Here is a 23,693-nt window from a genome sequence, read left to right on the forward strand (position 1 = left end):
ATCAAAGATTATAGAGGTTTAACAAAATCGTTAGCAACTACGAATTTAGTAACTACCGGTAATTTCTGAGCAGCAAGTCTTAAAGCTTCCTTAGCGATTTCGTAAGATACTCCTCCGATTTCGAACATAATTTTACCTGGTTTTACTACAGCTACCCAATATTCCACGGCACCTTTACCTTTACCCATACGTACTTCAGCTGGTTTTTTAGTAATTGGCTTATCCGGGAAGATTTTGATCCATAGCTGACCTTCTCTCTTCATATATCTAGTCGCAGCGATACGAGCAGCTTCGATTTGTCTTGCAGTGATCCAAGCACCTTCTATAGCTTTGATTCCAAAAGTTCCGTAAGCCAGTTGATTACCTCTTTGAGCAATCCCCTTCATCTTCATCTTGTGAACTCTACGGAATTTGGTTCTTTTTGGTTGTAACATAATTTCTAAATTTTAGATTTTAGATTTTAGATTTTAGATTTTTTATATTTTAAAAAAGTAACGGTAATTTAAAATTCAAAATTTCTAACCTAAAATTTTTAATTATTATTGTTATTATTGTTATTTTTTCTAGGTCTTCTGTTGTCTCTGTCTCCTCTGTTTCCGCCTCCTGAAGGACCTCCTTTTTTCTGTTGTCCCACTAGTGGAGAAAGATCTCTTTTACCGTAAACCTCTCCTTTCATGATCCAAACTTTCACGCCTAATCTACCGTAAGTAGTGTGAGCTTCAGCCCAGTGATAATCGATATCAGCTCTGAAAGTAGACAAAGGAATTCTTCCGTCTTTGAAAGATTCGCTTCTTGCCATTTCAGCACCGTTCAATCTACCAGAGATTTGAACTTTGATACCTTCAGCACCCATTCTCATTGTACTAGCCATTGCCATTTTAACAGCTCTTCTGTAAGAAATTCTGTTTTCGATCTGCTTAGAGATGCTGTCTGCCACTAATACTGCGTCAAGTTCAGGTCTTTTGATTTCGAAAATGTTGATTTGAATATCCTTACCTGTAAGTTTCTTCAATTCTTCTTTCAATTTATCAACTTCCTGACCTCCTTTACCGATGATAAGTCCCGGTCTAGCAGTAGTGATCGTCACTGTTACTAATTTCAGTGTTCTTTCAATATAAATTTTTGAAATACCACCTTTAGATAATCTAGCCTCAAGGTATCTTCTGATTTTGTAGTCTTCCGCGATTCTGTCTCCATAATCGTTTCCGCCAAACCAGTTAGAATCCCATCCTCTGATGATACCTAATCTGTTACCAATTGGATTTGTCTTCTGTCCCATACCTTGATTAATTTTCTTTATTACCTAAGATTAATGTAACGTGGTTAGATCTTTTTCTGATTCTATACCCTCTACCTTGCGGAGCTGGTCTTAGTCTCTTCAATTGTCTTGCACTATCCACGAAGATTTCTTTAATGATAAGGTTTGCTTCTTCAATATCAGCACCTTCATTTTTAGTCTGCCAGTTTGCCATAGCAGAAAGAAGTAATTTCTCTAATTTGTTAGAGGCTTCTTTTTTAGAATATTTTAGGATATAAAGAGCTTTATCTACCTGCTCTCCTCTAATGATATCAGCAACTAATCTCATTTTTCTTGGAGATGATGGGCAGTCATTTAATGAAGCTTTTACAACGTCTTTGTTAGCTTCTTTTCTTGCGATTGAACTATCTTGTTTTCTTGATCCCATGATTATCTGCTTCCTTTATTTTTGTTACCACCATGACCTCTGAAAGATCTTGTTGGAGAAAATTCGCCTAACTTGTGACCTACCATGTTTTCTGTAACATAAACAGGGATAAACGATTTCCCGTTGTGTACTGCAATAGTTTGTCCTACGAAGTCCGGAGAGATCATCGATGCTCTAGACCAAGTTTTAATAACTGTCTTCTTACCAGACTCTATGTTTGTCTGAACCTTCTTATCTAAAGTATGATGAATGAATGGTCCTTTTTTAAGTGATCTTGCCATAATTATTTTCTTTTAGATATGATATGACGGTTAGACGCTTTGTTTTTCTTTCTGGTTTTGTAACCTTTAGCCGGCATACCGTTTCTAGATCTTGGGTGACCTCCAGAAGAACGTCCTTCACCACCTCCCATTGGGTGATCTACAGGGTTCATTACTACCGGTCTAGTTCTAGGTCTTCTACCTAACCATCTGCTTCTACCAGCCTTACCTGAAACAGTTAACTGATGATCAGAGTTAGAAACAGATCCAATCATTGCATAACATTCAGTAAGGATCATTCTGGATTCTCCTGAAGGCAATTTGATGATTGCATATTTTCCGTCTCTTGAAGTTAATTGAGCTGAAGAACCAGCACTTCTTGCTAAAATAGCACCTTGTCCAGGCTTCATTTCAACACAAGAAATTACAGTACCCAATGGAATGTTTTTCAATTTCATTGCGTTACCTACATTCGGTTCTACGCTTTCTCCTGAAACTACTTTCTGATCTACTTTGATACCGTTTGGAGCGATGATATATCTCTTCTCTCCATCTGCGTACTCTAATAAAGCGATAAATGCAGTTCTGTTTGGATCATATTCTACAGTTTTTACCGTTGCTTCAACATCATGCTTGTTTCTTTTGAAGTCGATAATTCTGTATTTCTTTTTGTGTCCACCTCCGGTGTAACGCATGGTCATTTTACCAGTTTGGTTACGTCCACCTGACTTACTAATACCAACTGTTAGAGATTTCTCTGGTTTGTTGGTAGTAATTTCCTCAAAATTGTTTACAATTCTGAATCTCTGTCCTGGGGTGATAGGTTTTAATTTTCTAACAGACATTACTATTATTTATAATTAATAATTAATTTACAGCAAAAATATCGATAACTTCACCTTCAACAAGCTTGATTACCGCCTTTTTCAATTTGTTTGTCTTTCCTACTTGAAGACCTTTTTTAGTGTATTTTGAAGAAACCTTCGGAGCATAAATCATTGTGTTAACGTCTGCTACTTTTACACCGTAAGCTGCTTCAACAGCTTTTTTAATCTGGATCTTATTAGCCTTAGGATCTACTAAGAAAGAATAAGAACCTCTTAAATCTGTAAGGTAATTAGCCTTTTCTGAGATAACTGGTTTAATAATAAGTGACATGATTTATTTCTTTAAATTTTCCTGGAATTTTTCAACTGCACCTTCTAAGAATACGATCTCACCTGCATTCATCAAGTCATATGAACTAATTTCGTTGAAGTTCATTACTTTAGTTTTAGGTAAGTTTCTTGAAGATAAATACACATTCTTGTTAGCTTCAGGAAGAACAAATAGAGATTTCTTATCGTTCAATGCCAATGCATTTAGGATAGTGATGAAATCTTTAGTTTTAGGAGCGTTTAAGCTCATATCCTCCATTACTCTGATGCTGTTGTCTCTCATTTTCTGAGATAAAACAGATTTTTTAGCTAATCTCTTAAGAGCTTTGTTCAATTTGAATCTGTAGTCTCTAGGTTTTGGTCCGAATACTCTACCTCCACCTCTGAAAGTTGGAGATTTGATATCACCATATCTAGCAGAACCAGATCCTTTTTGCTTCTTAAGCTTTTTAGTAGAAGCAGTAATTTCGCTTCTTTCTTTTGATTTATGAGTCCCTTGTCTCTGTGCTGCAAGGTACTGTTTAACTTCTAAGTAAACCGCGTGCTGATTTGGCTCAATTCCGAATACTGATTCGTCTAGAGTTACTTTTCTTCCGGTCTCTTTTCCTGATGTATTTAATACTACTAGTTCCATTTTCTGATAATTACATAAGAATTTTTAGCTCCCGGAACAGCACCTTTTACTACTAAAAGATTTTGTTCTTGATCCACTTTTAATACTTGAAGGTTTTGTACAGTTACCTGCTTACCTCCCATTCTACCCGCCATTCTCATTCCTTTGAATACTCTTGAAGGATCCGATCCAGCACCGATAGAACCTGGAGCTCTAAGTCTGTTGTGCTGACCATGAGTAGCTTGCATTACACCTCCAAAGCCATGTCTTTTAACAACACCCTGGAAACCTTTACCTTTTGAAGTTCCTGTTACGTCAACATACTCTCCTTCAGAGAATAAATCAACTTTTACTTCTTCTCCTACTTTTACCTCGTCTACGAATTCTCTGTAGAATTCTACCAACTTAGCTTTTGGAGCAGAACCAGCCTTTTTGAAATGGCCAGCTAACGCTTTACCTACGTTCTTTTCACTCTTGTCATCGAAACCTAACTGAACTGACTTGTAGCCGTCCTTTTCTATGGTTCTGACCTGTAAAACCGAGCATGGACCAGCCTGAATAACTGTACAAGGAATATTCTTTCCTTCTTCGTTAAACAAAGACGTCATACCGATTTTTTTACCAATAATACCTGACATTGTTTATATTAAATAAAATTTATCTTTCTAGTTTCCACATTTTTAGGAGGTCTGAAGCAATTTCTACTTTTGATATAGGCATACTACGCCCCTAAAATGGAGTGTGCAAATTTATGAATATTTTTAGAACTGACAAATATTTTAAGTAAAATATTTTGATTTTTAATCAATTAGGTGATTTTGAAAAAACCGGATGGAAATTTTCAGAGAATTATTTTGGTTTTAAAAAATAAAATAAGGAAAAAGCCTATTTTATAATAACCGAAACCCCTATTTCTTCTAGTGCTGCCTTATCTTCGGCACAGATGCCACTATCCGTAATCAGATAATCAACTTTATCCAGAGGAGCAATCTTTCCAAATCCTTTTTTATTCAGCTTTGAAGAATCACCAAGAATGACTACTTTTTCGGAGCACTCTATCATAAGCTGATTCAAATGAGCTTCCGCAGCATTGGATGTACTGATTCCGAAATTAATATCAATACCATCTACGCCCAGAAAAAGCTTATTACAGGAAAACTGCTTAAGAATGCCTTCAGAAATGGAACCTACTATGGAGGTAGAGCTCTTTCGGACTTCACCACCCAATTGTATAATATTAATATTAGGATTATTGCACAGTTCAATAGCCACCCTTAAGGAAGAGGTCAAAACCGTAAGAGGACCAAAGTTCATCAACATTCTTGCAAGATAATGCATCGTAGTCCCCGAAGCCAGAATAATACAGTCATTCTCTTGAATTAACTGCAAGGCTGCCTTAGCAATGTTCTGCTTGGCTTCTACATTGATGTTTTCTTTTTCATCTACATTCCTTTCGTAGGCATATCGTACATGTTTGCTTGCCCCTCCGTGGTTTCGGAAAAGCAATCCTAGGCTTTCGAGATAATTCAGATCCTTTCGGACCGTAACTGACGAAACATTGAACTTCTCACACAGATCCTGTACAAGAACATACCCTTTTTCATCCAGTTCCTTTAATATATCATCGTGCCTTGGTATCAACTTTTCCATTCTGATTCTTTCATCAAAAATACCATTTTTTTTCGAGACCAATAAAATTTCATTTATTTTCTTTTTAGTTTCATTTTTAATTTATACATTTGAAAACGAAACATAAACGAAACATTTATGAAACGAAACGAAGAAATTAATAAATTATCCAGTGTTCAGGAATGGGACTTCATCATCATCGGAGGTGGAGCCAGTGGTCTGGGCTCAGCATTGGATGCAACCAGCAGAGGATTTAAAACCCTGCTCCTTGAGTCGCACGATTTTGCCAAAGCAACATCCAGCCGAAGCACCAAACTGGTACACGGCGGCGTAAGATATCTTGCACAGGGAGATGTAGGACTTGTAAAAGAAGCCCTGAAAGAAAGAGGACTACTTGCCCAAAATGCAGCACACGTAGTCAAAAACCAGTCATTTATTATTCCTAACTACACTTGGTGGGGAGGTATTTATTATAAAATAGGATTGTCTATCTATGATTTCCTTGCAGGAAAGCTAAGTCTTGGAAAAACAAAATACATCAGCAAAGCCAGAACCATCGAAAAGCTACCAACTATTGAACAGCATAACCTGGCAAGCGGTGTGGTATATCAGGACGGACAGTTTGATGATGCAAGATTAGCAATCAATTTAACCCAGACTCTTATTGAAAAAGGAGGAAGCGCCGTTAATTATATGAAAGTAACCGGTCTTCTGAAAAATGATTCCGGAAAAGTAAACGGAGTTAAAGCGGAAGACCAGTTTTCAAACCAGCAATATGAGCTTCGTGCGAAAGCGGTCATTAATGCCACAGGGGTCTTTACGAATGACATTCTGAATATGAACAATCCTAAGCACGGTAAATTTGTCGTTCCGAGCCAGGGTATTCATTTGGTATTGGATAAATCTTTCCTGAAAAGTGATGATGCAATTATGATCCCTAAAACATCAGACGGCAGGGTCCTTTTTGTGGTCCCATGGCATGACAGAGCATTAGTGGGAACTACAGATACACTTCTGGAAAGCCCGAGTTTTGAGCCGCACGCTTTAGAATCAGAAATTAATTTCGTTTTAAATACAGCCAGACAATACTTAGCAAAGAAACCGACCAGAGAAGATGTAAAATCGATGTTCGCCGGATTAAGACCTCTTGCCGCTCCAAAAGAAGGAGGTAAAAGTACAAAAGAAGTCTCCCGGAGCCACAAAGTCATTGCTTCAGATACAGGACTGGTTTCCATCATCGGCGGAAAATGGACCACTTACCGTAAAATGGCGGAAGACACTATTGATAAAGCTGTAGAAATCCTTCATTTACACGGAGGGCCTTCCCAAACGGAAAACATGTCTATTCATGGTAATATGAAAGCGGAACTGGTTGACAGAACCAGCCACCTTTATGTGTACGGCTCAGATATTCCAGCCATAAAATCATTGCAGAACAGCGACCCTCAATATTCCCAAAAGATCCATCCTGAGCATGCTTTTACTATTGCAGAAGCCGTTTGGGCCATAAGATATGAAATGGCAGAAACTATTGAAGATATTCTCGCCAGAAGGGTCCGTCTTTTATTTTTAGATGCAAGAGCCGCGATTGACAGTGCACATACTATTGCACAGCTTATTGCCAAAGAAAAAGGACATTCCCAGGAATGGGCTAATGAACAGGAAAAAGAATTTATTGAATTAGCAAAAGGATACTTATTAACGCCTTATTCTCCCAAAACTATTACTCATAATTAAAACTTTGCAGTATGAAGGAAAAATTGATTCTCGCTTTAGACCAGGGTACAACTTCATCTAGAGCCATCTTATTCAATCACAACGGAGCTATAGAATATATCTCCCAGAAAAATTTTGAACAGATCTACCCTACTCCGGGATGGGTAGAACATGATCCCAACGAGATATGGTCGTCCCAGATATCCGTTGCCGCAGAAATTATTGCCAAAGCAGGCATTTCCGGATTAGAAGTAGCTGCCATCGGGATTACCAACCAACGTGAAACGACTGTTGTTTGGGACAAAGAAACAGGTGAACCTATCTATAATGCTATTGTCTGGCAGGACAGAAGGACCTCCAAATACTGTGACGAATTAAAAGAGCAGGGACATGCTGAAGTCATCAAAGAAAAAACCGGCCTTGTCCTGGATGCTTACTTTTCAGCAACCAAATTGAAATGGATTCTGGACAATGTAGAAGGAGCAAGAGAAAAAGCGGCAGAAGGGAAATTATGTTTTGGAACGGTTGACACATGGCTGGTATGGAAACTTACCCGTGGAAAAATGTTCATCACCGATGTTTCCAATGCCAGCAGAACAATGCTTCTGAATATTCATACTTTAGAATGGGATCAGGACCTTCTCGATTTATTTGATATTCCAAGATCTGTTCTTCCTGAAGTAAAACAGAGCAGTGAGATCTACGGAGAAACTGCAACCACTTTATTTTCTACAAAAATCCCGATTGCAGGAATTGCGGGGGATCAGCAGGCCGCTTTATTCGGACAGATGTGCATCACTCCCGGAATGGTAAAGAATACCTACGGAACAGGATGCTTCTTATTAATGAATACAGGCACAGAGGCTGTTTCTTCTAAAAACAACCTGTTAACAACTGTTGCCTGGAAAATCAATGGAGAAGTAAATTATGCACTGGAAGGAAGTGTATTCGTAGGCGGTGCAGCCATACAGTGGCTGAGAGACGGCCTTAAGCTCATCCATTCATCAGAAGAAGTGAACGATCTGGCAGCCAGTGTTGAAGATAACGGGGGAGTTTACTTCGTTCCTGCACTTACCGGATTGGGAGCACCATATTGGGACCAGTATGCAAGAGGAACTATTGTGGGGGTAACCCGCGGAACGACTAACGGACATATTGCAAGGGCAACTTTGGAAGGAATAGCATTCCAGGTATATGATATTGTAAAATCTATGGAGGCAGACTCAGGAAGACCGAGCCTTGAACTTAGAGTAGACGGAGGCGCTTCTGCAAGCGATCTTCTGATGCAAATACAGTCTGACCTTTTCGGCTTTAAGATTACAAGACCAAAAACACTTGAAACAACGGCTTTAGGAGCGGCCTATCTGGCAGGTTTAGCGGTAGGTTACTGGAAAGACATCAACGAGATACAGTCCCAATGGGTTGTGGATGAGCATTTCCATCCTAAAGTGGACAAAGAAAAAGCAGATAATATGATTCACTTCTGGAACAAAGCTATAAAGCGTTCCCAAAGCTGGATCGAAGATTAATCCTTAATATAAAAAACTACTCATGACCCCATTTACAGCAGAACTTGTAGGAACAATGCTTCTTATATTATTAGGCAACGGCGTTGTAGCCAATGTTGTCTTAAAGGATACTAAAGGAAATAATTCAGGATGGATCGTCATTACGACAGCCTGGGCACTGGCAGTTTTTGTGGGCGTTACCGTTGCAGGACCTGCAAGCGGTGCCCATCTGAACCCGGCCGTAACAATAGGGCTAGCTGTTGCAGGAAAATTCTCCTGGGACCTGGTTCCGTCTTATATTGCAGCACAGATGCTTGGCGGAATGCTTGGCGCTTTCCTTGTTTGGCTTTTTAACAAAGATCACTTCGCTATTACCGAAGATGAGGGTGCTAAGCTGGCATGTTTCAGTACCGGGCCGGCCATCAGGAATACTTTTTCAAATCTCATCAGTGAGGTTATCGGAACTTTTGTACTGGTATTTGTCATCTTTCATTTTTCAGACCCCAGTATTTCTCTGAATGCAGATCCAAGCGCTAAAGTAGGACTCGGTTCTGTAGGAGCACTTCCTGTTACCTTGCTGGTTTGGGCCATAGGCTTGTCGTTAGGCGGAACAACCGGTTATGCCATCAATCCTGCAAGAGATTTAGCGCCAAGGATTATGCATGCTGTACTTCCCGTAAAAGGCAGCAGTGACTGGGGATATGCCTGGATTCCGGTTGCAGGTCCCATCCTGGGCGCCGTTATCGCAGCCGTTCTTTTTGGAATAATACATTAAAAATACCCGATGAAAATTTTAAAAATTGCATGCCTGATTATTTTAGGCACAGGAAAACTCTTCTCTCAAGAGAACGAAGAAGCAATCAAAAGCAACAGGCTGGATTTTACTGCCAATATTCAAAACAACCATTTGTGGAGAGGATTGATTATTACAGACAAACCTGTTGTGATGGGAAATCTCTCTTATGCCTTAGATTCAGAAAAAAAATGGAAGATTGGTATTTGGGGTGCCTCGGCATTAGCTGATGATAAAGACGGTACTCATTACAAGGAGATCAATTATTACATCCAATACTCACATAACCGTTTTTATATTGGATTGTGGGATTTGTATAATTCCAGAAACATTAATACTGCTGTAGCTGCAGACGACATTTTCAGTTACTCACAGAGAAGAACTGCCCACATCATTGACCTTAGAACCAATTATACTTTCGGACCTTCATTCCCACTGAATATTGAAGCGGACATTATGCTGTACGGAGGAGCCAATGCGGGCGAAGTGGTTCTAGAATCAGATGGAAACTATAAAAAGAATAAATACTCTACCTACATTCAGGCGAGCTATCCGGTCATCGCCGGAGAGAAGGTAAATCTGGATGCTTTTGTTGGTGCCGGGTTTGCCCTCAACGACAAGCATTTCCTTTATGGCAATGGCAAAAATAGTTTTGATGTTGTTAATGTAGGAGTAAAAGCAGGCAAGACCATTAAAATTACGGAACATTACAGTCTTCCGGTTTCTATGATGGCTATGTGGAATCCTTCCAATAAATATGCAAGAATACAACTGGCAGCCACTGTTTTCTAATTTGAGTTTTAACTTCATTATAAAGGCCATTCCTATTTGGAGTGGCTTTTTTTATATTGATGAAAAATTAAACTAAAAAAATCAAAGGCTTTTGGTACATTTAAACACTTAAGGACACTTTAGTTTAAAAGTCTTATTATATTGAAAACAGTCAGAGCTCATAAGTAGAAATCTTAGATTTTCACAGAACTTAAGTGTACTTTATATGTACAATGTATGTAGCTTTAGCTAAGTGTTAAAAAAAACTTCATAACTACCTCCACCAAGCAATCACCGGGTTTTTACGGTTTCATTTTTGCTTAAATATTTTTACTTTTGAAAAAAAATATATGAAAAAGATTTTCAGCTTAGTGATCTTATGCATCAGCATTTTATCTTTCGCGCAGACAAAAGCACCATTTGTAGGCTACAGAAGTTTTAATATCATTGAAGGGTTCAGCGGATCGGGAACGCCCACTTATTATCTGGATGTAAAGAAAAACGGAGATGTCTATTTCGGATTTGTTCAGGTCAATCAGGCGGATGGAACTGAAACCACGGAAGAAGTCAATGCCGGAAAATACAATCCAAAGGTAATGAAGGTAGATTTCAAAACATACGGGGAAAACTTCTATGTGAAATTTGATAAGGATAATATCTACCTGACAGACCAAGACGGAAACATTAAGAAATCTGAAGACTGCTGCTCCAGCATGGAAAGCAGAACACAGGATATCTGCACCTGCGAAAGCAAACTGTATAAGCGATGAAAGCATTAAAGGCACTGTTTGTCCTTCTTCTCATTGTATCATGTAGTGGGAAAAAGAACCATCCTTATACTTTTTATTACTGGAAGACCCATCTTAAGCTTGATCAGGAAGAGAAAAGAGTTTTGGACAAGGCTTCGGTTCCTTATATATACACCCGTTTTTTTGACATTGACAAAGCCCGTGGAAAATTCATGCCGGTGGCTGTAGTCACCAAAGACAATAGTTTTCGGACAGATAAACAAATCGTGTCGACTGTTTTTATCACAAATCAATCCATGTATCATATCTCGGCAGAAGAAATCAGGTTTCTGGCAAAAAACATTCATGATCTGATTCAGAAAAAAGCCAAAGAATATGATTTAAAAATTAATAATGAAATTCAGATCGACTGTGACTGGACAGCCGGAACCAGGAATGATTATTTTAAATTTTTAAAAGAGCTGAAAAGAATTTCCGGAAAAGAAATCACCTGTACACTGCGCCTTCATCAGGTAAAAGATAAAAGCCAGACCGGAGTTCCACCGGTAGAAAAAGTATATCTGATGTGCTACTCTACTTCCTCCCCGCTTGAAAACTCCAATAAGAATTCTATTCTGGATGTGACGGTTTTAAAAAGCTATCTTTCCAAGCTGGAAGATTATCCTGTTAAAAAAATTGAAGTCGCGCTGCCGATCTACTCCTGGGGAATCGTTACCAATCACCTTGAAAAGCATAAATTAATTAATGCCTTATCCAGAAAAGATCTTGAAAACCCTGCATTTAAAAAGATATCGGATCATGAAGTTGAAATCATCAAAGACGGTTTCTATTTCGGAAGCTTCCTAAATAAAGGATTTAGGATAAAGGTTGAAGAAATATCAGATGATCAGCTGCAGGATGTCACCCGTTTTCTGGAGAAAAAAATACATGATTTTAATATAATTTATTATCAATTAGATAGTAAATTTGTAAGTAACAGGGGTTTTTAAATTTTATGCCCTGCTGTTGAGCAGATCATGAAGAGTTAAATCCTGTTGAAACTGAGTTACAAAAATAAAAACACCCATCAACTATATGAAAAAGTATATTCTTTCGCTGGCGGTCCTATCGCTTTTCTATACGAAATCTGATGCCTGCGCGTGGTCAGACCCCGATTATGAATACTTTAACCTTTTTACACAAAGCATCATTAAGGATAAATCTTATTTGCCTTTCCTGCTTACTTATTCCAATAGGTTTTACGGAGACTATAAGGGCAACCCGATTCCTGATGACAATATTGAAACATGGAAAAAGTTTTTCAATAACCAGCTGAACTACTCAGAAACAGAAAATCTGGTATACAAGATCAGCATGAACGACCTTAATGCTTTGAAAAACGGAACACCAACCAATCCGTTGCTGCAGAAACTGGGTACAGGATTCTATCAAAAGTATAAAGAAGGTATCGATTATTTAATTGAAGCCAAGTATCTGGAACCATATATGAGCATCAATTATGTTGAAAGTCCGGACTCATTTTACAGTAATGGCCCTTCAAAGGAGCAAAATGCCACTTCTATTGATTATGCTAAAACAGTCAACGCACTCACTTCTTTATACAATGCGACAAGAAATCCGGAGATCAAGCAGCGTTACGGATATCAGCTGGTGCGTTTCAACCATTATACACGAAATTATGATGCCGCATTGGAGGCTTTCAAAACTTATATAGAACCGATCAAGCAGAAAGGCACCGTATATTTTATGGCCCTTGACCAGCTTGCCGGTGCTCAGAGAGGAAAGGAAATGAACGCTGATGCGAACTGGAACTTCTTCCAGGTTTTCATGAACAGCAAAGACCGCAAGGAATCTGCCTTCATTTCAATGAAACTTTCGGATACCGCTTCTTTCAGTAACATTATGAAAAGAGCAGGTACGAGCGATGAAAAGAATATGGCTTATTTTCTGTTGGGCTATGAGGGCTTCACAGACCCCATTCCTCTTATGGAAAAAATGTATGAGATTAATCCGGATTCCGAGATCCTGAAAGTAATGGCCGTGAGAAGCATCAATGAGCTGGAAAGAAGCTATCTTCCGATTTATTACTATACCTCCGATACTTCAGACAATGTCTATATACAAAAGGGAAATACAGATGATCACAACGAAACTTCCACAAATACAAAAGCTAAACCTGCAGAAGTAAAAAAAGAAGAGAAACTTTCATTTTGGCAAAAGATAGTAAGGTTCTTCAAAAATCTTTTTGGAGGATCAAAATCTGGTAGTGCAAACGGAGATAAAAATGATCAGAGTGATGATGAGCTACTGAACAATCCGGACAGGATTCCTTTCTATACTAAATCCGGCTACGGCTATGATGAAAAAACAAAAGATTACCTGAATGAGCTGGAAAAATTCACGGAGAAAACCAAGAAAGTATCCAAGGATGAATACTGGCAGATTGCAGATGCTTATCTTAAGTTTTTGAAGAAAGATTACAAAGGAAGTTCTGAGATTCTGGAGGATATCAAAACAGCAAATCCCGAATATCTTGAAGAAATAAAAAGAATGAAGGTCCTTAATGATATCGTTTCGCATCCTAAGATCGATTCGGAATTCGAAGACCACCTGATGAAAGACTACGCTGAATATTTTGTAAAAAAAGAAGCAAAGAAAGACAGCACAGCTGTTGCAGACTACGATTATTATGGGGAAACCCCGTCTACAGCAGATTTCCTTAAAGATGTTCTTGCCAACCGCTATTTCCTGCAGGGGGAAGACGGAAAATCGTTCCTGATGAATAATAAGCTTTCGGATCTTCAGTATAACCCGAATTCCAGTCTCGTAAAAAGTGTTGAAGATTTTTATAAAAAACCGAATAAAACGCAGTTTGAACAGCAGATCATTGCCAAGAATATGGATAACGTAGGAAATATTGATGCTTTCTTCAGCATGATCTACGGCGACAGAGCCATGAAACTGGCAGATTTTGAAAAGGCTAAATCTTATTATGAAAAAGCCCAGGGATTTGCAGGAATTCCAAGGATGAATTACGACTGGACGGATAAAGGTGAAAAAATCACTCCGAAGCAGTATGCAGCCGGCGAATATAACGGATTCAGAGACATTTCGAATCTTGTTTTCGGTCACAATGTATGGGAAAGTTTCGGCAGTCCTGAAACTGAAAGTATGGAAGCCGAAGATTATTCTGCGTTTCCTTTCATTAAAGCCAGCATGAATAAACTGGAACTTGCAGATGCACTGATCCAGCTTAAAAAGATAGGTAACGGGACAGATGAAAAGGCCGCAAAAGCGAACCAGCTTATCGGAAACCTACTGTACAATACTTCCAGCTTAGGATATTACCGCCAGCTTTTTGTGATGGATATCGACAACACCAACGGCGGAAAGTACGATTTCTGGAATACGGACAGAAAGAATCCTTATAAGTATTATTATAAGAATTTCCTTTATACCACCTATGTGGAACCGGATAATTTTGATCTCGCAATCAATTATTACCAAAAGACCCTGAAGCTGTCAAAAGACAAGGAACAAAGAGCGAGAGCCCTTTTCCAGATGGCTAGTGCAGAACAAGGAAAGTATTATCAGTATGAGGCAAAAAATGCTGTGAATATCAGCTATTCGGATCCTCAGTATTCTGAAAAAGAGCAGGCACACCAGACTGAGCTAGATAATATCAGGAACCAGAAATACAGAACATATTTTGCGCAGCTGAAGTCCCAGTATGCAGATTCGGAAACCATGAAAGGACTTGCAGGAAGCTGCAGCTATTTCGGATATTTCCTGAAAAGATAATTTTTTAATTTACAGAAAAGAAAAGGAATCAATCATAATGATTCCTTTTTTTCTTGCTGTTTCTGAAGCCATTCTGCATGTTTATGTTTAAAGAATTCATACTTGTAATCCTGGTTTCTGTGAGCTGCATCTATAGAATGTGAGGTGTGGATATCCGCATCCTTTTTCGCAAACTTGGCAAGTTCCTCATAATAGCAGTGAAGCTGGTCAAGCTCATTCTCTGTCAGATCTTCAATATCTACAATTCTGTTGCTGGCTTTTTCGTGAGCAGCAATAAGCTCATTCAGTTTGATCTGTATTGCCTTTGAATCTTTGTTCTGAGCTTTCTGAATTAAAAAGACCATTAAGAAAGTAATAATGGTAGTTCCGGTATTAATGACCAGCTGCCATGTTTCAGAATAATCAAAAACAGGTCCTGAAGCCGCCCATACTACAACGACAAGTACAGCTCCGATAAATGCATATGAACTTCCTGTAAATTTGGTTGCCCAGTCCGAAAACTTCTCAAAGAGATTATTGTTCTTATGGCTCATGATATCAATTCTTTTAAATAATAAATTTATAGAATTAACTTGAATCGGAAGTAATAAAATCGGAAAACGGAGAAAAGAGAAAAAAACAAGATCCCAATGGTGTTAAAATCAAAAACATTAAGACAGAAGGACTGCTTTAATATTTTCTATTTAAAATTTGATATGAATGAATGTTTATTATTTTCCCGGATTATCTCTACAAGGAGCACAATGATGGAAAGATGAATTTTAATGACCTGAACGTAGAAGCATACGATTTTATATTCAGTTCTTTCAAATAAAAAATCCGTCCCTAAAAAGGAACGGATTCTATAATCATTGCAAAGTATGCAATTATCACACTTTAATTTCAACGTCTACACCGCTTGGTAACTCTAATTTCATTAGAGCATCAACAGTTTTAGAAGAAGAAGAGTAGATATCCATCAGTCTCTTGTGAGCTGATAATTGGAATTGTTCTCTAGCTTTCTTGTTTACGTGTGGAGATCTCAACACCGTGAAGATTCTCTTATTTGTTGGCAATGGAATTGGTCCGTTTACAACAGCACCAGTAGCCTTTACCGTTTTTACGATTTTCTCAGCAGACTTGTCTACCAAGTTGTAATCGTAAGATTTTAGTTTTATTCTGATTCTTTGTGACATTTCTTTAGTTTAAAAAATTAACCTTTTGCTTTAGCAATGATTTCTTCAGCAACGTTTTGTGGAGTAGCCTGGTATTTCTCTAATTCCATAGAAGAAGTAGCTCTTCCTGATGAAAGTGTTCTTAGAGTGGTTACATATCCAAACATTTCAGAAAGTGGAACAGAACCTTTGATTACAACAGCTCCGTTTTTCTCTTCCTGACCACTGATGGTACCTCTTCTCTTGTTAAGGTCACCAATGATATTACCCATATATTCTTCCGGAGTTACAACCTCCAGTTTCATAATAGGCTCCATAATTACTGGCTTAGCAGCACGTCCCGCTTCTTTAAATCCTAATTTAGCAGCCATTTCAAAAGAAAGTGCATCAGAATCCACTGCGTGGAAAGATCCGTCTTTAAGAACTACTTTAATACCTTCAACTTCGAAACCAGCCAAAGGACCGTTTTTCATTGCAGCTTTAAAGCCTTTTTCAATTGCAGGAACAAATTCTCTAGGAACGTTACCACCTTTGATCTCGTTAATAAATTCTAAACCTATTTTACCTTCGTCAGCTGGTCCTAATTCAAATACGATATCAGCAAATTTACCTTTACCACCAGATTGTTTTTTGTAAACTTCTCTGTGCTGAGCAACTTTTGTAAGATTTTCTTTGTATTCTACCTGTGGCTGACCTTGGTTCACTTCTACTTTGAACTCTCTTCTCATACGATCTACGATGATATCAAGGTGAAGCTCACCCATACCAGAGATAATCGTTTGTCCTGAAGCCTCATCTGTTCTAACCGTAAATGTTGGATCTTCTTCAGCTAATTTAGCTAGAGCGTTACCCATTTTATCCTGGTCAGCTTTAGTTTTAGGCTCAACAGCGATACCAATTACCGGATCAGGGAAAACCATCGATTCAAGAACGATTGGGTTTTTCTCGTCACACATTGTATCACCTGTTTTGATAGATTTGAAACCTACCGCTGCACCAATATCTCCTGCTTCAATATATTCTACAGGATTTTGCTTGTTAGCGTGCATCTGATAGATTCTTGAGATTCTTTCTTTATCTCCTGAACGGGTGTTCAAGATATAAGAACCTGCATCCAGTCTTCCAGAGTATGCTCTGAAGAATGCCAATCTTCCCACGAACGGGTCAGTAGCAATCTTAAATGCTAAAGCCGAGAACGGCTCGTTTACGTCTGGTTTTCTTGTAATCTCAGCGTCAGTTCTAGGGTCAGTACCTTTGATATCATCTTTATCCAATGGTGAAGGCAAGTATTTACATACTGCATCCAACATAAACTGTACTCCTTTATTTTTGAATGAAGAACCACAAGTCATTGGGATAATCGATAAATCGATAGTAGCTTTTCTTAGAGCTTCGTTGATTTCGTCTTCAGAGATTGAATCCGGATCTTCGAAGAATTTCTCCATCAAAGTCTCATCGTAGTCAGCTACAGCTTCTACTAATTTCTCTCTGTATTCAAGAACTTCATCTTTCATGTCTTCCGGAATTGGAACTACCTCGAAAGTAGCACCTTGTCCAGCTTCATCCCAGATGATCGCTCTGTTTTTAATTAAGTCTACAACACCTTTGAAATCTTCTTCAGCACCGATTGGTAAAACGATTGGAACTGCATTAGATCCTAACATTTCTTTTACTTGTTTTACAACGTTCAAGAAGTCAGCACCCTGTCTGTCCATTTTGTTTACGAATCCCATTCTCGCTACTTTGTAATTGTCAGCAAGTCTCCAGTTTGTTTCAGACTGAGGCTCTACTCCATCTACTGCAGAGAATAAGAATACCAATCCATCCAATACTCTCAAAGATCTGTTTACTTCTACAGTGAAGTCAACGTGTCCCGGTGTATCGATGATGTTGAAGTGGTAAGGTTTAGTTTCAGCTACAGGCTTTCCTTGATCAGTTGGAAAGTTCCAAGAACAAGTAGTTGCAGCAGAAGTAATGGTAATACCTCTTTCTGCTTCCTGCTCCATCCAGTCCATTGTAGAAGCACCATCGTGAACTTCACCAATTTTGTGGTTTACCCCTGTATAGAATAAAATCCTTTCTGTAGTGGTAGTTTTACCAGCATCAATGTGTGCGGCAATACCAATATTTCTTGTAAATTTAAGATCTCTACTCATTTCTAATTAGAATTTAAAGTGTGAGAAAGCCTTGTTAGCTTCCGCCATTTTGTGAGTATCAGATTTCTTTTTGTAAGCAGCACCTTCTTCTCTAGAAGCAGCTACCACTTCATTAGCCAATTTCAAAGCCATAGACTTATCATTTCTAGCTTTTGAATATTTGATTAACCATTTCATTGCCATAGAAATTTTTCTATCAGCTCTGATTGGCATAGGGATTTGGAAGTTAGCTCCACCTACTCTTCTAGAACGTACTTCTACGTGAGGCATTACATTAGTAAGTGCATCTTTCCAGATTTCAAGTGCAGTTTTTTCGTTATCTCCTTTTTTAGTTTCTACGATATCTAATGCATCATAGAAAATTTTGAATGCGATTGACTTCTTACCGTCAAGCATTAGGTTATTTACGAATCTAGTTACCAATTGATCATTAAACTTCGGATCTGGTAACAACGGTCTTTTTTTCGCTTTTGTCTTTCTCATTGCTTTTGTACCTTATTTAATGATTATTTTTTCTTTCCTTTTGCTGGTGCAGCAGCTGCCTGACCTGGCTTAGGTCTCTTAGCTCCATACTTCGATCTTCTCTGTGTTCTTCCATTTACACCTGCAGTGTCTAAAGCACCTCTTACGATGTGGTAACGTACTCCCGGTAGGTCTTTCACCCTTCCGCCTCTTACCAATACTATCGAGTGCTCTTGAAGATTATGTCCTTCGCCCGGGATGTAGGCGTTGACTTCTTTCCCGTTAGAAAGTCTTACCCTTGCTACTTTTCTAAGTGCAGAGTTAGGTTTCTTAGGAGTGGTAGTATATACTCTCGTACATACACCTCGTCTTTGTGGACAAGAATCAAGGGCAGCCGATTTGCTCTTCTTGGCAAGCGTGGCTCTTCCTTTTCTTACTAATTGTTGAATAGTAGGCATTTAATTGCTTTTTATTTTAGGGTGCAAAAATAGGAATATTTTTTTAATCTACAAAAACTTATATGAAAATTAAAATCAAACACTTACACGAAAAAGGAGTCGCCTCTGAACAACCCAATAACAGACTGTTGATTTACATTGAGAAATATGAAATTAGAAGAGAGGTCTTATCTTACAGGCTATATATTAATAATTGTAAAATTATTCTGTTATTTTTACGGCAACATTTTTATTCCAGTCAAATTTTTTCACATTCTGCTTCAAAGAATTATGGATATTGGGGTTTATAGAATAAATGGACACTTTAGTATCTCCAAGCACTGCATTCAGCCCTTCAATTTCCAGTATTGCAACTTTTTCCCAACTTTTAGGAACATACCCATCCAGCCAGCTTTCATATATAATAGCCAATTGGTAATCATTCTGTATAGAATACTGTGTCAAAAAATTTTCGAACTCCTTATCTGTTTCATTTTTTTTAACCTTAAAAGGAATTACTTCTGCTGACCCTAATCCCGCAGTATCCAGCAAATGAATATCTGTAAAGTAACATATGGCACCAATATCATTGGCAACTACTTTAGAACTTTTATAGTATTTTTTCAGAAATCTTGCCGTCTGAATCTGCTGTTCGTAGATATTCCGACTTCCGTATATAATCAGTAGATGTACAAGGCCTATTTTAAGAACTAGCACCATACCTGTAAATAATACAAAAAGTACGGCACTTCTATTTTGTTTTAATAAATAAGCTCTGCTCACAAAAATAGTTTTCAGCCTGGGTATAATAATCATAGCAAAAGCTGCCAGCAAATAGGCCTCGTAACGGTAAAAGTTGGTGAACTGACCAAAAGCACCCTGAACAAATAAGTTGATGACCAATACAATTAGCAGAAAGTTATGAACAACTATTTCTCTAAAGCTTAATTTATTTTTATAATCTTTAAAAATTAAGAGGACAGCTGTACAAAGCGGAAACAGTCCCGCTAAATAAAAATAAGGCTTCAATATTATTTTATACAAAAATATATTTTTAATCTGCACAACATAATGTCCAGAGAAATCTAGTTTCGTTCCCTTTACCATCACAGAATTAGGAAAGAAATATCCGGTTTTCTGATAGGTGAAACAACCAAATATCAAAATAGGAATAAAACCGAACAATAGTACAATGACACTCTGTTTACCTTTTCTCAGCAAAAGAAAAACAAAAGCAAGTGCAAGGAAATAGAACATACTTTCAAACCTTATCAGCCCCAATAAAGCAATGGTAATATAAAACCAGCCGGAATAAGGAGATTTTTCAAAATCAGTAGCTCTCCACTTTTCAAAGCAATAAACATTAATGGTTATCAACACTACCTGAAGCCCATGTTCCATGCCCGAAAAAATAAGCAAATGAACGGAAGCAAAAAGAAGAGTAAAAATCCCTGCGAAAACAATTGACTTATTTTCTTTAAACAAGTCCGAATAATATTTGTTGAGAAAGTAAACTATCAGAAAACCACAGCCCAGATTAAAAATCAATGGAAACAGTTGGTAATTTCCAAAACAATAGATAAGTCCCGCTAAAATAAACGTAAAAAGAGGGGACGAAGAAGAAGATGAAAAAGAATATTCTGTAACGCCCCAGACCCCATGAAGCGCAAAATTCTTAGCCATTGCCAGATGAATATATGCATCATCTAATATATAGGTGAAATTATTCTCCGTTTCAGAAAGCATGAGTAGGATATATATAAAACACATCCCAAAAAATACCGCTGCTATTGTTAGTAAACTTTTCATTTACCTGCAATATTAGTACTTCCAAACTATTTTTAAAAATTTTCATATAGTTATCTTCTATTGAGATTGAAAGCTTTTCGGCATAATATTTTCTAAATTTGTTAACATAAAAAATAAACATATGAAAAATGCAAGCATTATCGGCCTGAAAGAAGCTGACTGTAAGAACATTTCAGAAAAATTAAATAATCTTTTAGCCAATTATTCAATATTTTATCAAAATACAAGAGGTTCACACTGGAATATAAAGGGAGAGCAGTTCTTTACCCTCCATCCTAAGTTCGAGGAACTGTACAACAGTCTTGTATTAAAAATCGATGAGATCGCAGAAAGAATCCTTACATTAGGCGCCACCCCTGCCCATAACTATTCAGACTATTTAAAAGTAGCAACCATTAAAGAAAGCAAAGAAGTAACGGATGCCACTAAAAGTGTTGAGCTTATTTTAAATTCTTTCAAAGTAGTAATCGATCTACAGAGAGAGCTTCTGGAGATCACAGATGCTGCAGGAGATGAAGGAACCAATTCCCAGATGAGCGACTACATTACTGAACAAGAAAAAGAAGTATGGATGTACAATTCCTATTTAGGGAAGTAACCTACAAAAATCACCTGATTAATAAAAAAATCGTCTTACATTTAGGCGATTTTTATTTTAAATGACTATATTTGCGTTAAAATTACACATATTATGCACGACGTTCGATTAAACTCTATACTGGATAACGATTTCTATAAAATAACGATGCAAAATGCAGTGGTAAAGCTATTTCCAAGCTCCATTGTAAAATATGAATTCATCAACAGGGGCAAACATCAATTTCCGGCAGGTTTTGATGCAGCTTTAAAGGAAGCCGTCAACAAAATGGCAGAATTAAAACTTACCAAGGACGAAAAAAAATTCATGGCAAGAACCTGTCCTTATATAGACCTTCCCTATCTGGATTTTTTAGAAGGCTATCATTACGATCCGTCTGAAGTAAAGATACACCAGGAAGGCAGTGAGCTTTCCGTAACTGTTGAGGGGCTTTGGTACAGAACTATCCTTTGGGAAGTTCCCCTTCTTGCTTTGATCAGTGAACTTCATTACGAAATGAATCATATGGAAAGAGATTCCAATGAGATCGTTATGAACAGAACACTGGAAAAAGCGGCTTCGCTGGCGAGATTAGGTGTAAATTTCGCAGAATTCGGAACCAGAAGAAGACATTCTTATAAAGTACAGAATCTGGTAATGGAAGCTTTAACGCATAGTAAAGAATCAACTTTTATCGGGAGCTCCAATGTTCATTTTGCCATGAAATATGGCGTAAAACCTATTGGTACCCACGCACACGAATGGTTTATGTTTCACGCTGCTGAATACGGATTCAAAATGGCCAATGAGCTGGCTCTGGAGCACTGGGTAGATGTTTACAGAGGCGATCTTGGAGTTGCACTTTCAGATACCTATACTACCGATGTTTTCTTCCAGCAGTTCGATAAGAAATTTGCCAAACTGTTTGACGGTGTGCGCCATGACAGTGGTGATCCATTGGAATTTGCAGATAAAACAATAGCCCACTACACCAATAACGGGATTAATCCTTTATTTAAATATATCATTTTCTCTGATGCCTTGAACCTTGAAAAAGTAGAAGAAATTACCAATTACTGCAAAGGAAAGATCGGCGTATCATTCGGGATCGGGACCAATCTTACCAACGATGTCGGTTTAAAACCAATGAATATCGTCATGAAACTGATCGGAGTACAGGCACCGAATAAGGAATGGATTGCCACAGTAAAGCTTTCCGACGAGCACGGAAAATATACCGGTGACCCTAAAATGATTGAGCTCGCTAAGGAATTTTTAAGAATAAAAGATTAAATTTAAATATCTGATGTCTGACATCAGATATTTAAATACTTACTTTATAATGCAATTACTATGAAATTAAAAATTTATTTATCCCTCACTCTTTTAGTGGCAACTTTATCTTTTGCCCAAGAAAAGAAAGCAGAAAAACCAAAATTCAACCAGGAGCTGGCAACATCTCTCGGCGCTGATAAATACGGAATGAAGCCTTACACGATCGTGATGCTCACTAAAGGCAATACAAAAGTTGATGATAAAGCCCAAATGGGAGAGCTAATGAAAGGCCATATGGCAAACATCGGGAAGCTGGCTGATGAAGGAAAAATTGTGGTGGCCGGTCCTTTCCTGGAACAAAACAAAGAAAATTACCGCGGCATGTTTATCTTCAACACAAAATCCAAAGAGGAAGCTGAACAATGGGTAAAAACTGACCCTGCCGTACGGGCCGGGATCTTCGGGTATGAAATCTTCCCTTGGTATGGATCTGCTGCATTGCCTTTGTATTTAAAACATCATGGAGAAATATCTAAGGAAAATCCATAGAAATGGGATTTTACAGTAATTTTTCAGAAAAAGACCTGATCGAATCTTATACCAATCAAATAGATTACCAAGGTAAGGCTGATCAAGAAATTTTAGAAGAAATTTTAAGCAGGAGTTCTTTGGATGATTTCCTTTTTAAAATTAAAACTCAAAAATTATTGCTGGATGAGCAAAATAGAATTATCAGAGAAATTCATGGACATTACATGAGTAAATTATCAAAACAGGAATGTTTATCGTTATTAAGCTCTGATTTATTATCTGATAAAACCATTAGAATCCTTGTAGATATAAAATACAAACAGATTCATCAGAATGTTGAGAATTTAAAAGTTGATTCAGATACTTTGATGTACAGCTTTATCGGAACTATAGTAGCCTCGGTCGTCAGTACCATTATTATTCTGACCATTTTATACAAATTTACATTTTTATCAGTTTTCAATTTCGGTTTACTTATACCTGCTTACATTATTAATTATTGGATCATAAGATTATTTACAGGAAAAACACGTGATAATTTGGCAGTATTCATTGCTTCATTTATAGCGACTGTACTTAACTGTGTGTATTTTGTTCTCTTTATTTAACA

The 23,693-nt window shown here is 37.7% G+C and carries 26 protein-coding genes; 11 read left to right on the forward strand and 15 right to left on the reverse strand.

The window, feature by feature from the left end; genetic code table 11:
- Nucleotides 1-8: 8 nt before the first annotated feature.
- From rplP to J2T03_RS11115, 9 genes are all read right to left on the reverse strand, one after another.
- A complete protein-coding gene (gene rplP / locus J2T03_RS11075; protein ID WP_034738777.1) occupies nt 9-434 on the reverse strand; it encodes a 50S ribosomal protein L16 in 426 nt (141 codons plus the stop codon).
- 98 nt (nt 435-532) lie between these two features.
- Nucleotides 533-1,279, reverse strand: coding sequence for a 30S ribosomal protein S3 (gene rpsC / locus J2T03_RS11080; protein WP_111957087.1), 747 nt, complete (start codon nt 1,277-1,279; stop codon nt 533-535).
- A gap of 7 nt (nt 1,280-1,286) precedes the next feature.
- A complete protein-coding gene (rplV, locus tag J2T03_RS11085; RefSeq protein ID WP_111957085.1) occupies nt 1,287-1,685 on the reverse strand; it encodes a 50S ribosomal protein L22 in 399 nt (132 codons plus the stop codon).
- A gap of 2 nt (nt 1,686-1,687) precedes the next feature.
- A complete protein-coding gene (gene rpsS / locus J2T03_RS11090; protein ID WP_034702850.1) occupies nt 1,688-1,966 on the reverse strand; it encodes a 30S ribosomal protein S19 in 279 nt (92 codons plus the stop codon).
- A 2-nt stretch (nt 1,967-1,968) separates the two neighbouring features.
- The gene (gene rplB, locus J2T03_RS11095; RefSeq protein ID WP_111957083.1) at nt 1,969-2,790 is read right to left on the reverse strand and encodes a 50S ribosomal protein L2; all 822 of its coding nucleotides are present in this window, start codon (nt 2,788-2,790) and stop codon (nt 1,969-1,971) included.
- A 22-nt stretch (nt 2,791-2,812) separates the two neighbouring features.
- Nucleotides 2,813-3,103, reverse strand: a complete 291-nt coding sequence (gene rplW / locus J2T03_RS11100) for a 50S ribosomal protein L23 (RefSeq protein WP_034702844.1) — start codon at nt 3,101-3,103, stop codon at nt 2,813-2,815.
- Nucleotides 3,104-3,106: 3 nt separating this feature from the next.
- A complete protein-coding gene (gene rplD, locus J2T03_RS11105) occupies nt 3,107-3,736 on the reverse strand; it encodes a 50S ribosomal protein L4 (RefSeq protein WP_111957081.1) in 630 nt (209 codons plus the stop codon).
- Nucleotides 3,727-4,353: a 50S ribosomal protein L3 gene (gene rplC / locus J2T03_RS11110; RefSeq protein WP_034678007.1), complete on the reverse strand. Its 627-nt coding sequence runs from the start codon at nt 4,351-4,353 to the stop codon at nt 3,727-3,729. Before rplC ends, rplD begins: the two co-directional genes overlap by 10 nt.
- 247 nt (nt 4,354-4,600) lie before the next feature.
- Complete coding sequence (locus tag J2T03_RS11115) at nt 4,601-5,365, reverse strand: DeoR/GlpR family DNA-binding transcription regulator (protein WP_306840425.1); 765 nt, start codon at nt 5,363-5,365, stop codon at nt 4,601-4,603.
- Nucleotides 5,366-5,482: 117 nt separating this feature from the next.
- On the opposite strand from J2T03_RS11115, the gene J2T03_RS11120 reads away from it, so the two are divergent.
- The 7 genes from J2T03_RS11120 (at nt 5,483) to J2T03_RS11150 (ending at nt 14,682) form a co-directional block, all read left to right on the forward strand.
- Nucleotides 5,483-7,081, forward strand: a complete 1,599-nt coding sequence (locus tag J2T03_RS11120; RefSeq protein WP_307211243.1) for a glycerol-3-phosphate dehydrogenase/oxidase — start codon at nt 5,483-5,485, stop codon at nt 7,079-7,081.
- 11 nt (nt 7,082-7,092) lie between these two features.
- The gene (glpK, locus tag J2T03_RS11125; RefSeq protein ID WP_307211245.1) at nt 7,093-8,589 is read left to right on the forward strand and encodes a glycerol kinase GlpK; all 1,497 of its coding nucleotides are present in this window, start codon (nt 7,093-7,095) and stop codon (nt 8,587-8,589) included.
- Nucleotides 8,590-8,611: 22 nt separating this feature from the next.
- Entirely contained in the window at nt 8,612-9,343 is a 732-nt protein-coding gene (locus J2T03_RS11130; RefSeq protein WP_306840428.1) for an MIP/aquaporin family protein, read from the forward strand.
- Nucleotides 9,344-9,352: 9 nt separating this feature from the next.
- A complete protein-coding gene (locus tag J2T03_RS11135; RefSeq protein ID WP_307211246.1) occupies nt 9,353-10,153 on the forward strand; it encodes a hypothetical protein in 801 nt (266 codons plus the stop codon).
- Nucleotides 10,154-10,482: 329 nt separating this feature from the next.
- The gene (locus tag J2T03_RS11140; protein WP_307211248.1) at nt 10,483-10,902 is read left to right on the forward strand and encodes a hypothetical protein; all 420 of its coding nucleotides are present in this window, start codon (nt 10,483-10,485) and stop codon (nt 10,900-10,902) included.
- The gene (locus tag J2T03_RS11145) at nt 10,899-11,870 is read left to right on the forward strand and encodes a hypothetical protein (protein WP_307211249.1); all 972 of its coding nucleotides are present in this window, start codon (nt 10,899-10,901) and stop codon (nt 11,868-11,870) included. Before J2T03_RS11140 ends, J2T03_RS11145 begins: the two co-directional genes overlap by 4 nt.
- 85 nt (nt 11,871-11,955) lie before the next feature.
- Nucleotides 11,956-14,682: a hypothetical protein gene (locus J2T03_RS11150; RefSeq protein ID WP_307211251.1), complete on the forward strand. Its 2,727-nt coding sequence runs from the start codon at nt 11,956-11,958 to the stop codon at nt 14,680-14,682.
- Nucleotides 14,683-14,714: 32 nt separating this feature from the next.
- Here J2T03_RS11150 and J2T03_RS11155 read toward each other — a convergent pair whose 3' ends face one another.
- The 6 genes from J2T03_RS11155 to J2T03_RS11180 form a co-directional block, all read right to left on the reverse strand.
- The gene (locus J2T03_RS11155) at nt 14,715-15,215 is read right to left on the reverse strand and encodes a low affinity iron permease family protein (protein WP_307211253.1); all 501 of its coding nucleotides are present in this window, start codon (nt 15,213-15,215) and stop codon (nt 14,715-14,717) included.
- A 336-nt stretch (nt 15,216-15,551) separates the two neighbouring features.
- Nucleotides 15,552-15,857 (reverse strand): 30S ribosomal protein S10, encoded by a 306-nt coding sequence (rpsJ, locus tag J2T03_RS11160; RefSeq protein WP_002661363.1) that lies wholly within the window; start codon nt 15,855-15,857, stop codon nt 15,552-15,554.
- 17 nt (nt 15,858-15,874) lie between these two features.
- A complete protein-coding gene (gene fusA, locus J2T03_RS11165) occupies nt 15,875-17,992 on the reverse strand; it encodes an elongation factor G (protein ID WP_111957054.1) in 2,118 nt (705 codons plus the stop codon).
- Between the two features lie 6 nt (nt 17,993-17,998).
- Nucleotides 17,999-18,475 carry a 30S ribosomal protein S7 gene (gene rpsG / locus J2T03_RS11170; protein ID WP_007839548.1) on the reverse strand — a complete coding sequence of 159 codons (477 nt, stop codon included), beginning with the start codon at nt 18,473-18,475 and terminating at the stop codon, nt 17,999-18,001.
- Between the two features lie 23 nt (nt 18,476-18,498).
- On the reverse strand, nt 18,499-18,912 hold the full coding sequence (gene rpsL / locus J2T03_RS11175) for a 30S ribosomal protein S12 (RefSeq protein WP_002983146.1): 414 nt from the start codon (nt 18,910-18,912) through the stop codon (nt 18,499-18,501).
- Nucleotides 18,913-19,113: 201 nt separating this feature from the next.
- A complete protein-coding gene (locus J2T03_RS11180; RefSeq protein WP_307211255.1) occupies nt 19,114-20,700 on the reverse strand; it encodes a hypothetical protein in 1,587 nt (528 codons plus the stop codon).
- A 121-nt stretch (nt 20,701-20,821) separates the two neighbouring features.
- Between J2T03_RS11180 and J2T03_RS11185 the strand changes: the two genes are divergently transcribed.
- The 4 genes from J2T03_RS11185 to J2T03_RS11200 all read left to right on the forward strand — a co-directional run bounded on the left by J2T03_RS11185 (nt 20,822) and on the right by J2T03_RS11200 (nt 23,691).
- A complete protein-coding gene (locus tag J2T03_RS11185) occupies nt 20,822-21,298 on the forward strand; it encodes a Dps family protein (protein WP_306840435.1) in 477 nt (158 codons plus the stop codon).
- A gap of 93 nt (nt 21,299-21,391) precedes the next feature.
- Nucleotides 21,392-22,570, forward strand: coding sequence for a nicotinate phosphoribosyltransferase (pncB, locus tag J2T03_RS11190; protein WP_306840436.1), 1,179 nt, complete (start codon nt 21,392-21,394; stop codon nt 22,568-22,570).
- A gap of 60 nt (nt 22,571-22,630) precedes the next feature.
- Nucleotides 22,631-23,101 carry a YciI family protein gene (locus tag J2T03_RS11195; RefSeq protein WP_307211257.1) on the forward strand — a complete coding sequence of 157 codons (471 nt, stop codon included), beginning with the start codon at nt 22,631-22,633 and terminating at the stop codon, nt 23,099-23,101.
- Between the two features lie 2 nt (nt 23,102-23,103).
- Nucleotides 23,104-23,691, forward strand: a complete 588-nt coding sequence (locus J2T03_RS11200; protein ID WP_306840438.1) for a hypothetical protein — start codon at nt 23,104-23,106, stop codon at nt 23,689-23,691.
- Nucleotides 23,692-23,693: the final 2 nt, after the last annotated feature.

This window comes from Chryseobacterium lathyri, from assembly GCF_030812195.1.
GTDB lineage: Bacteria > Bacteroidota > Bacteroidia > Flavobacteriales > Weeksellaceae > Chryseobacterium > Chryseobacterium lathyri_A.

Coding starts and splice junctions, on each gene's coding strand:
- glpK (WP_307211245.1), top strand. CDS start 7,093: ATGAAGGAAAAATTGATTCTCGCTTTAGACCAGGGTACAACTTCATCT.
- J2T03_RS11200 (WP_306840438.1), top strand. CDS start 23,104: ATGGGATTTTACAGTAATTTTTCAGAAAAAGACCTGATCGAATCTTAT.
- rpsJ (WP_002661363.1), bottom strand. CDS start 15,857: ATGTCACAAAGAATCAGAATAAAACTAAAATCTTACGATTACAACTTG.
- J2T03_RS11130 (WP_306840428.1), top strand. CDS start 8,612: ATGACCCCATTTACAGCAGAACTTGTAGGAACAATGCTTCTTATATTA.
- rplP (WP_034738777.1), bottom strand. CDS start 434: ATGTTACAACCAAAAAGAACCAAATTCCGTAGAGTTCACAAGATGAAG.
- J2T03_RS11195 (WP_307211257.1), top strand. CDS start 22,631: ATGAAATTAAAAATTTATTTATCCCTCACTCTTTTAGTGGCAACTTTA.
- J2T03_RS11120 (WP_307211243.1), top strand. CDS start 5,483: ATGAAACGAAACGAAGAAATTAATAAATTATCCAGTGTTCAGGAATGG.
- pncB (WP_306840436.1), top strand. CDS start 21,392: ATGCACGACGTTCGATTAAACTCTATACTGGATAACGATTTCTATAAA.
- rpsS (WP_034702850.1), bottom strand. CDS start 1,966: ATGGCAAGATCACTTAAAAAAGGACCATTCATTCATCATACTTTAGAT.
- J2T03_RS11145 (WP_307211249.1), top strand. CDS start 10,899: ATGAAAGCATTAAAGGCACTGTTTGTCCTTCTTCTCATTGTATCATGT.
- fusA (WP_111957054.1), bottom strand. CDS start 17,992: ATGAGTAGAGATCTTAAATTTACAAGAAATATTGGTATTGCCGCACAC.
- J2T03_RS11115 (WP_306840425.1), bottom strand. CDS start 5,365: ATGGAAAAGTTGATACCAAGGCACGATGATATATTAAAGGAACTGGAT.
- rpsL (WP_002983146.1), bottom strand. CDS start 18,912: ATGCCTACTATTCAACAATTAGTAAGAAAAGGAAGAGCCACGCTTGCC.
- rplV (WP_111957085.1), bottom strand. CDS start 1,685: ATGGGATCAAGAAAACAAGATAGTTCAATCGCAAGAAAAGAAGCTAAC.
- rplW (WP_034702844.1), bottom strand. CDS start 3,103: ATGTCACTTATTATTAAACCAGTTATCTCAGAAAAGGCTAATTACCTT.
- J2T03_RS11135 (WP_307211246.1), top strand. CDS start 9,353: ATGAAAATTTTAAAAATTGCATGCCTGATTATTTTAGGCACAGGAAAA.
- J2T03_RS11140 (WP_307211248.1), top strand. CDS start 10,483: ATGAAAAAGATTTTCAGCTTAGTGATCTTATGCATCAGCATTTTATCT.
- J2T03_RS11155 (WP_307211253.1), bottom strand. CDS start 15,215: ATGAGCCATAAGAACAATAATCTCTTTGAGAAGTTTTCGGACTGGGCA.
- J2T03_RS11150 (WP_307211251.1), top strand. CDS start 11,956: ATGAAAAAGTATATTCTTTCGCTGGCGGTCCTATCGCTTTTCTATACG.
- rpsC (WP_111957087.1), bottom strand. CDS start 1,279: ATGGGACAGAAGACAAATCCAATTGGTAACAGATTAGGTATCATCAGA.
- rplC (WP_034678007.1), bottom strand. CDS start 4,353: ATGTCAGGTATTATTGGTAAAAAAATCGGTATGACGTCTTTGTTTAAC.
- rpsG (WP_007839548.1), bottom strand. CDS start 18,475: ATGAGAAAGACAAAAGCGAAAAAAAGACCGTTGTTACCAGATCCGAAG.
- J2T03_RS11180 (WP_307211255.1), bottom strand. CDS start 20,700: ATGAAAAGTTTACTAACAATAGCAGCGGTATTTTTTGGGATGTGTTTT.
- rplD (WP_111957081.1), bottom strand. CDS start 3,736: ATGGAACTAGTAGTATTAAATACATCAGGAAAAGAGACCGGAAGAAAA.
- rplB (WP_111957083.1), bottom strand. CDS start 2,790: ATGTCTGTTAGAAAATTAAAACCTATCACCCCAGGACAGAGATTCAGA.
- J2T03_RS11185 (WP_306840435.1), top strand. CDS start 20,822: ATGAAAAATGCAAGCATTATCGGCCTGAAAGAAGCTGACTGTAAGAAC.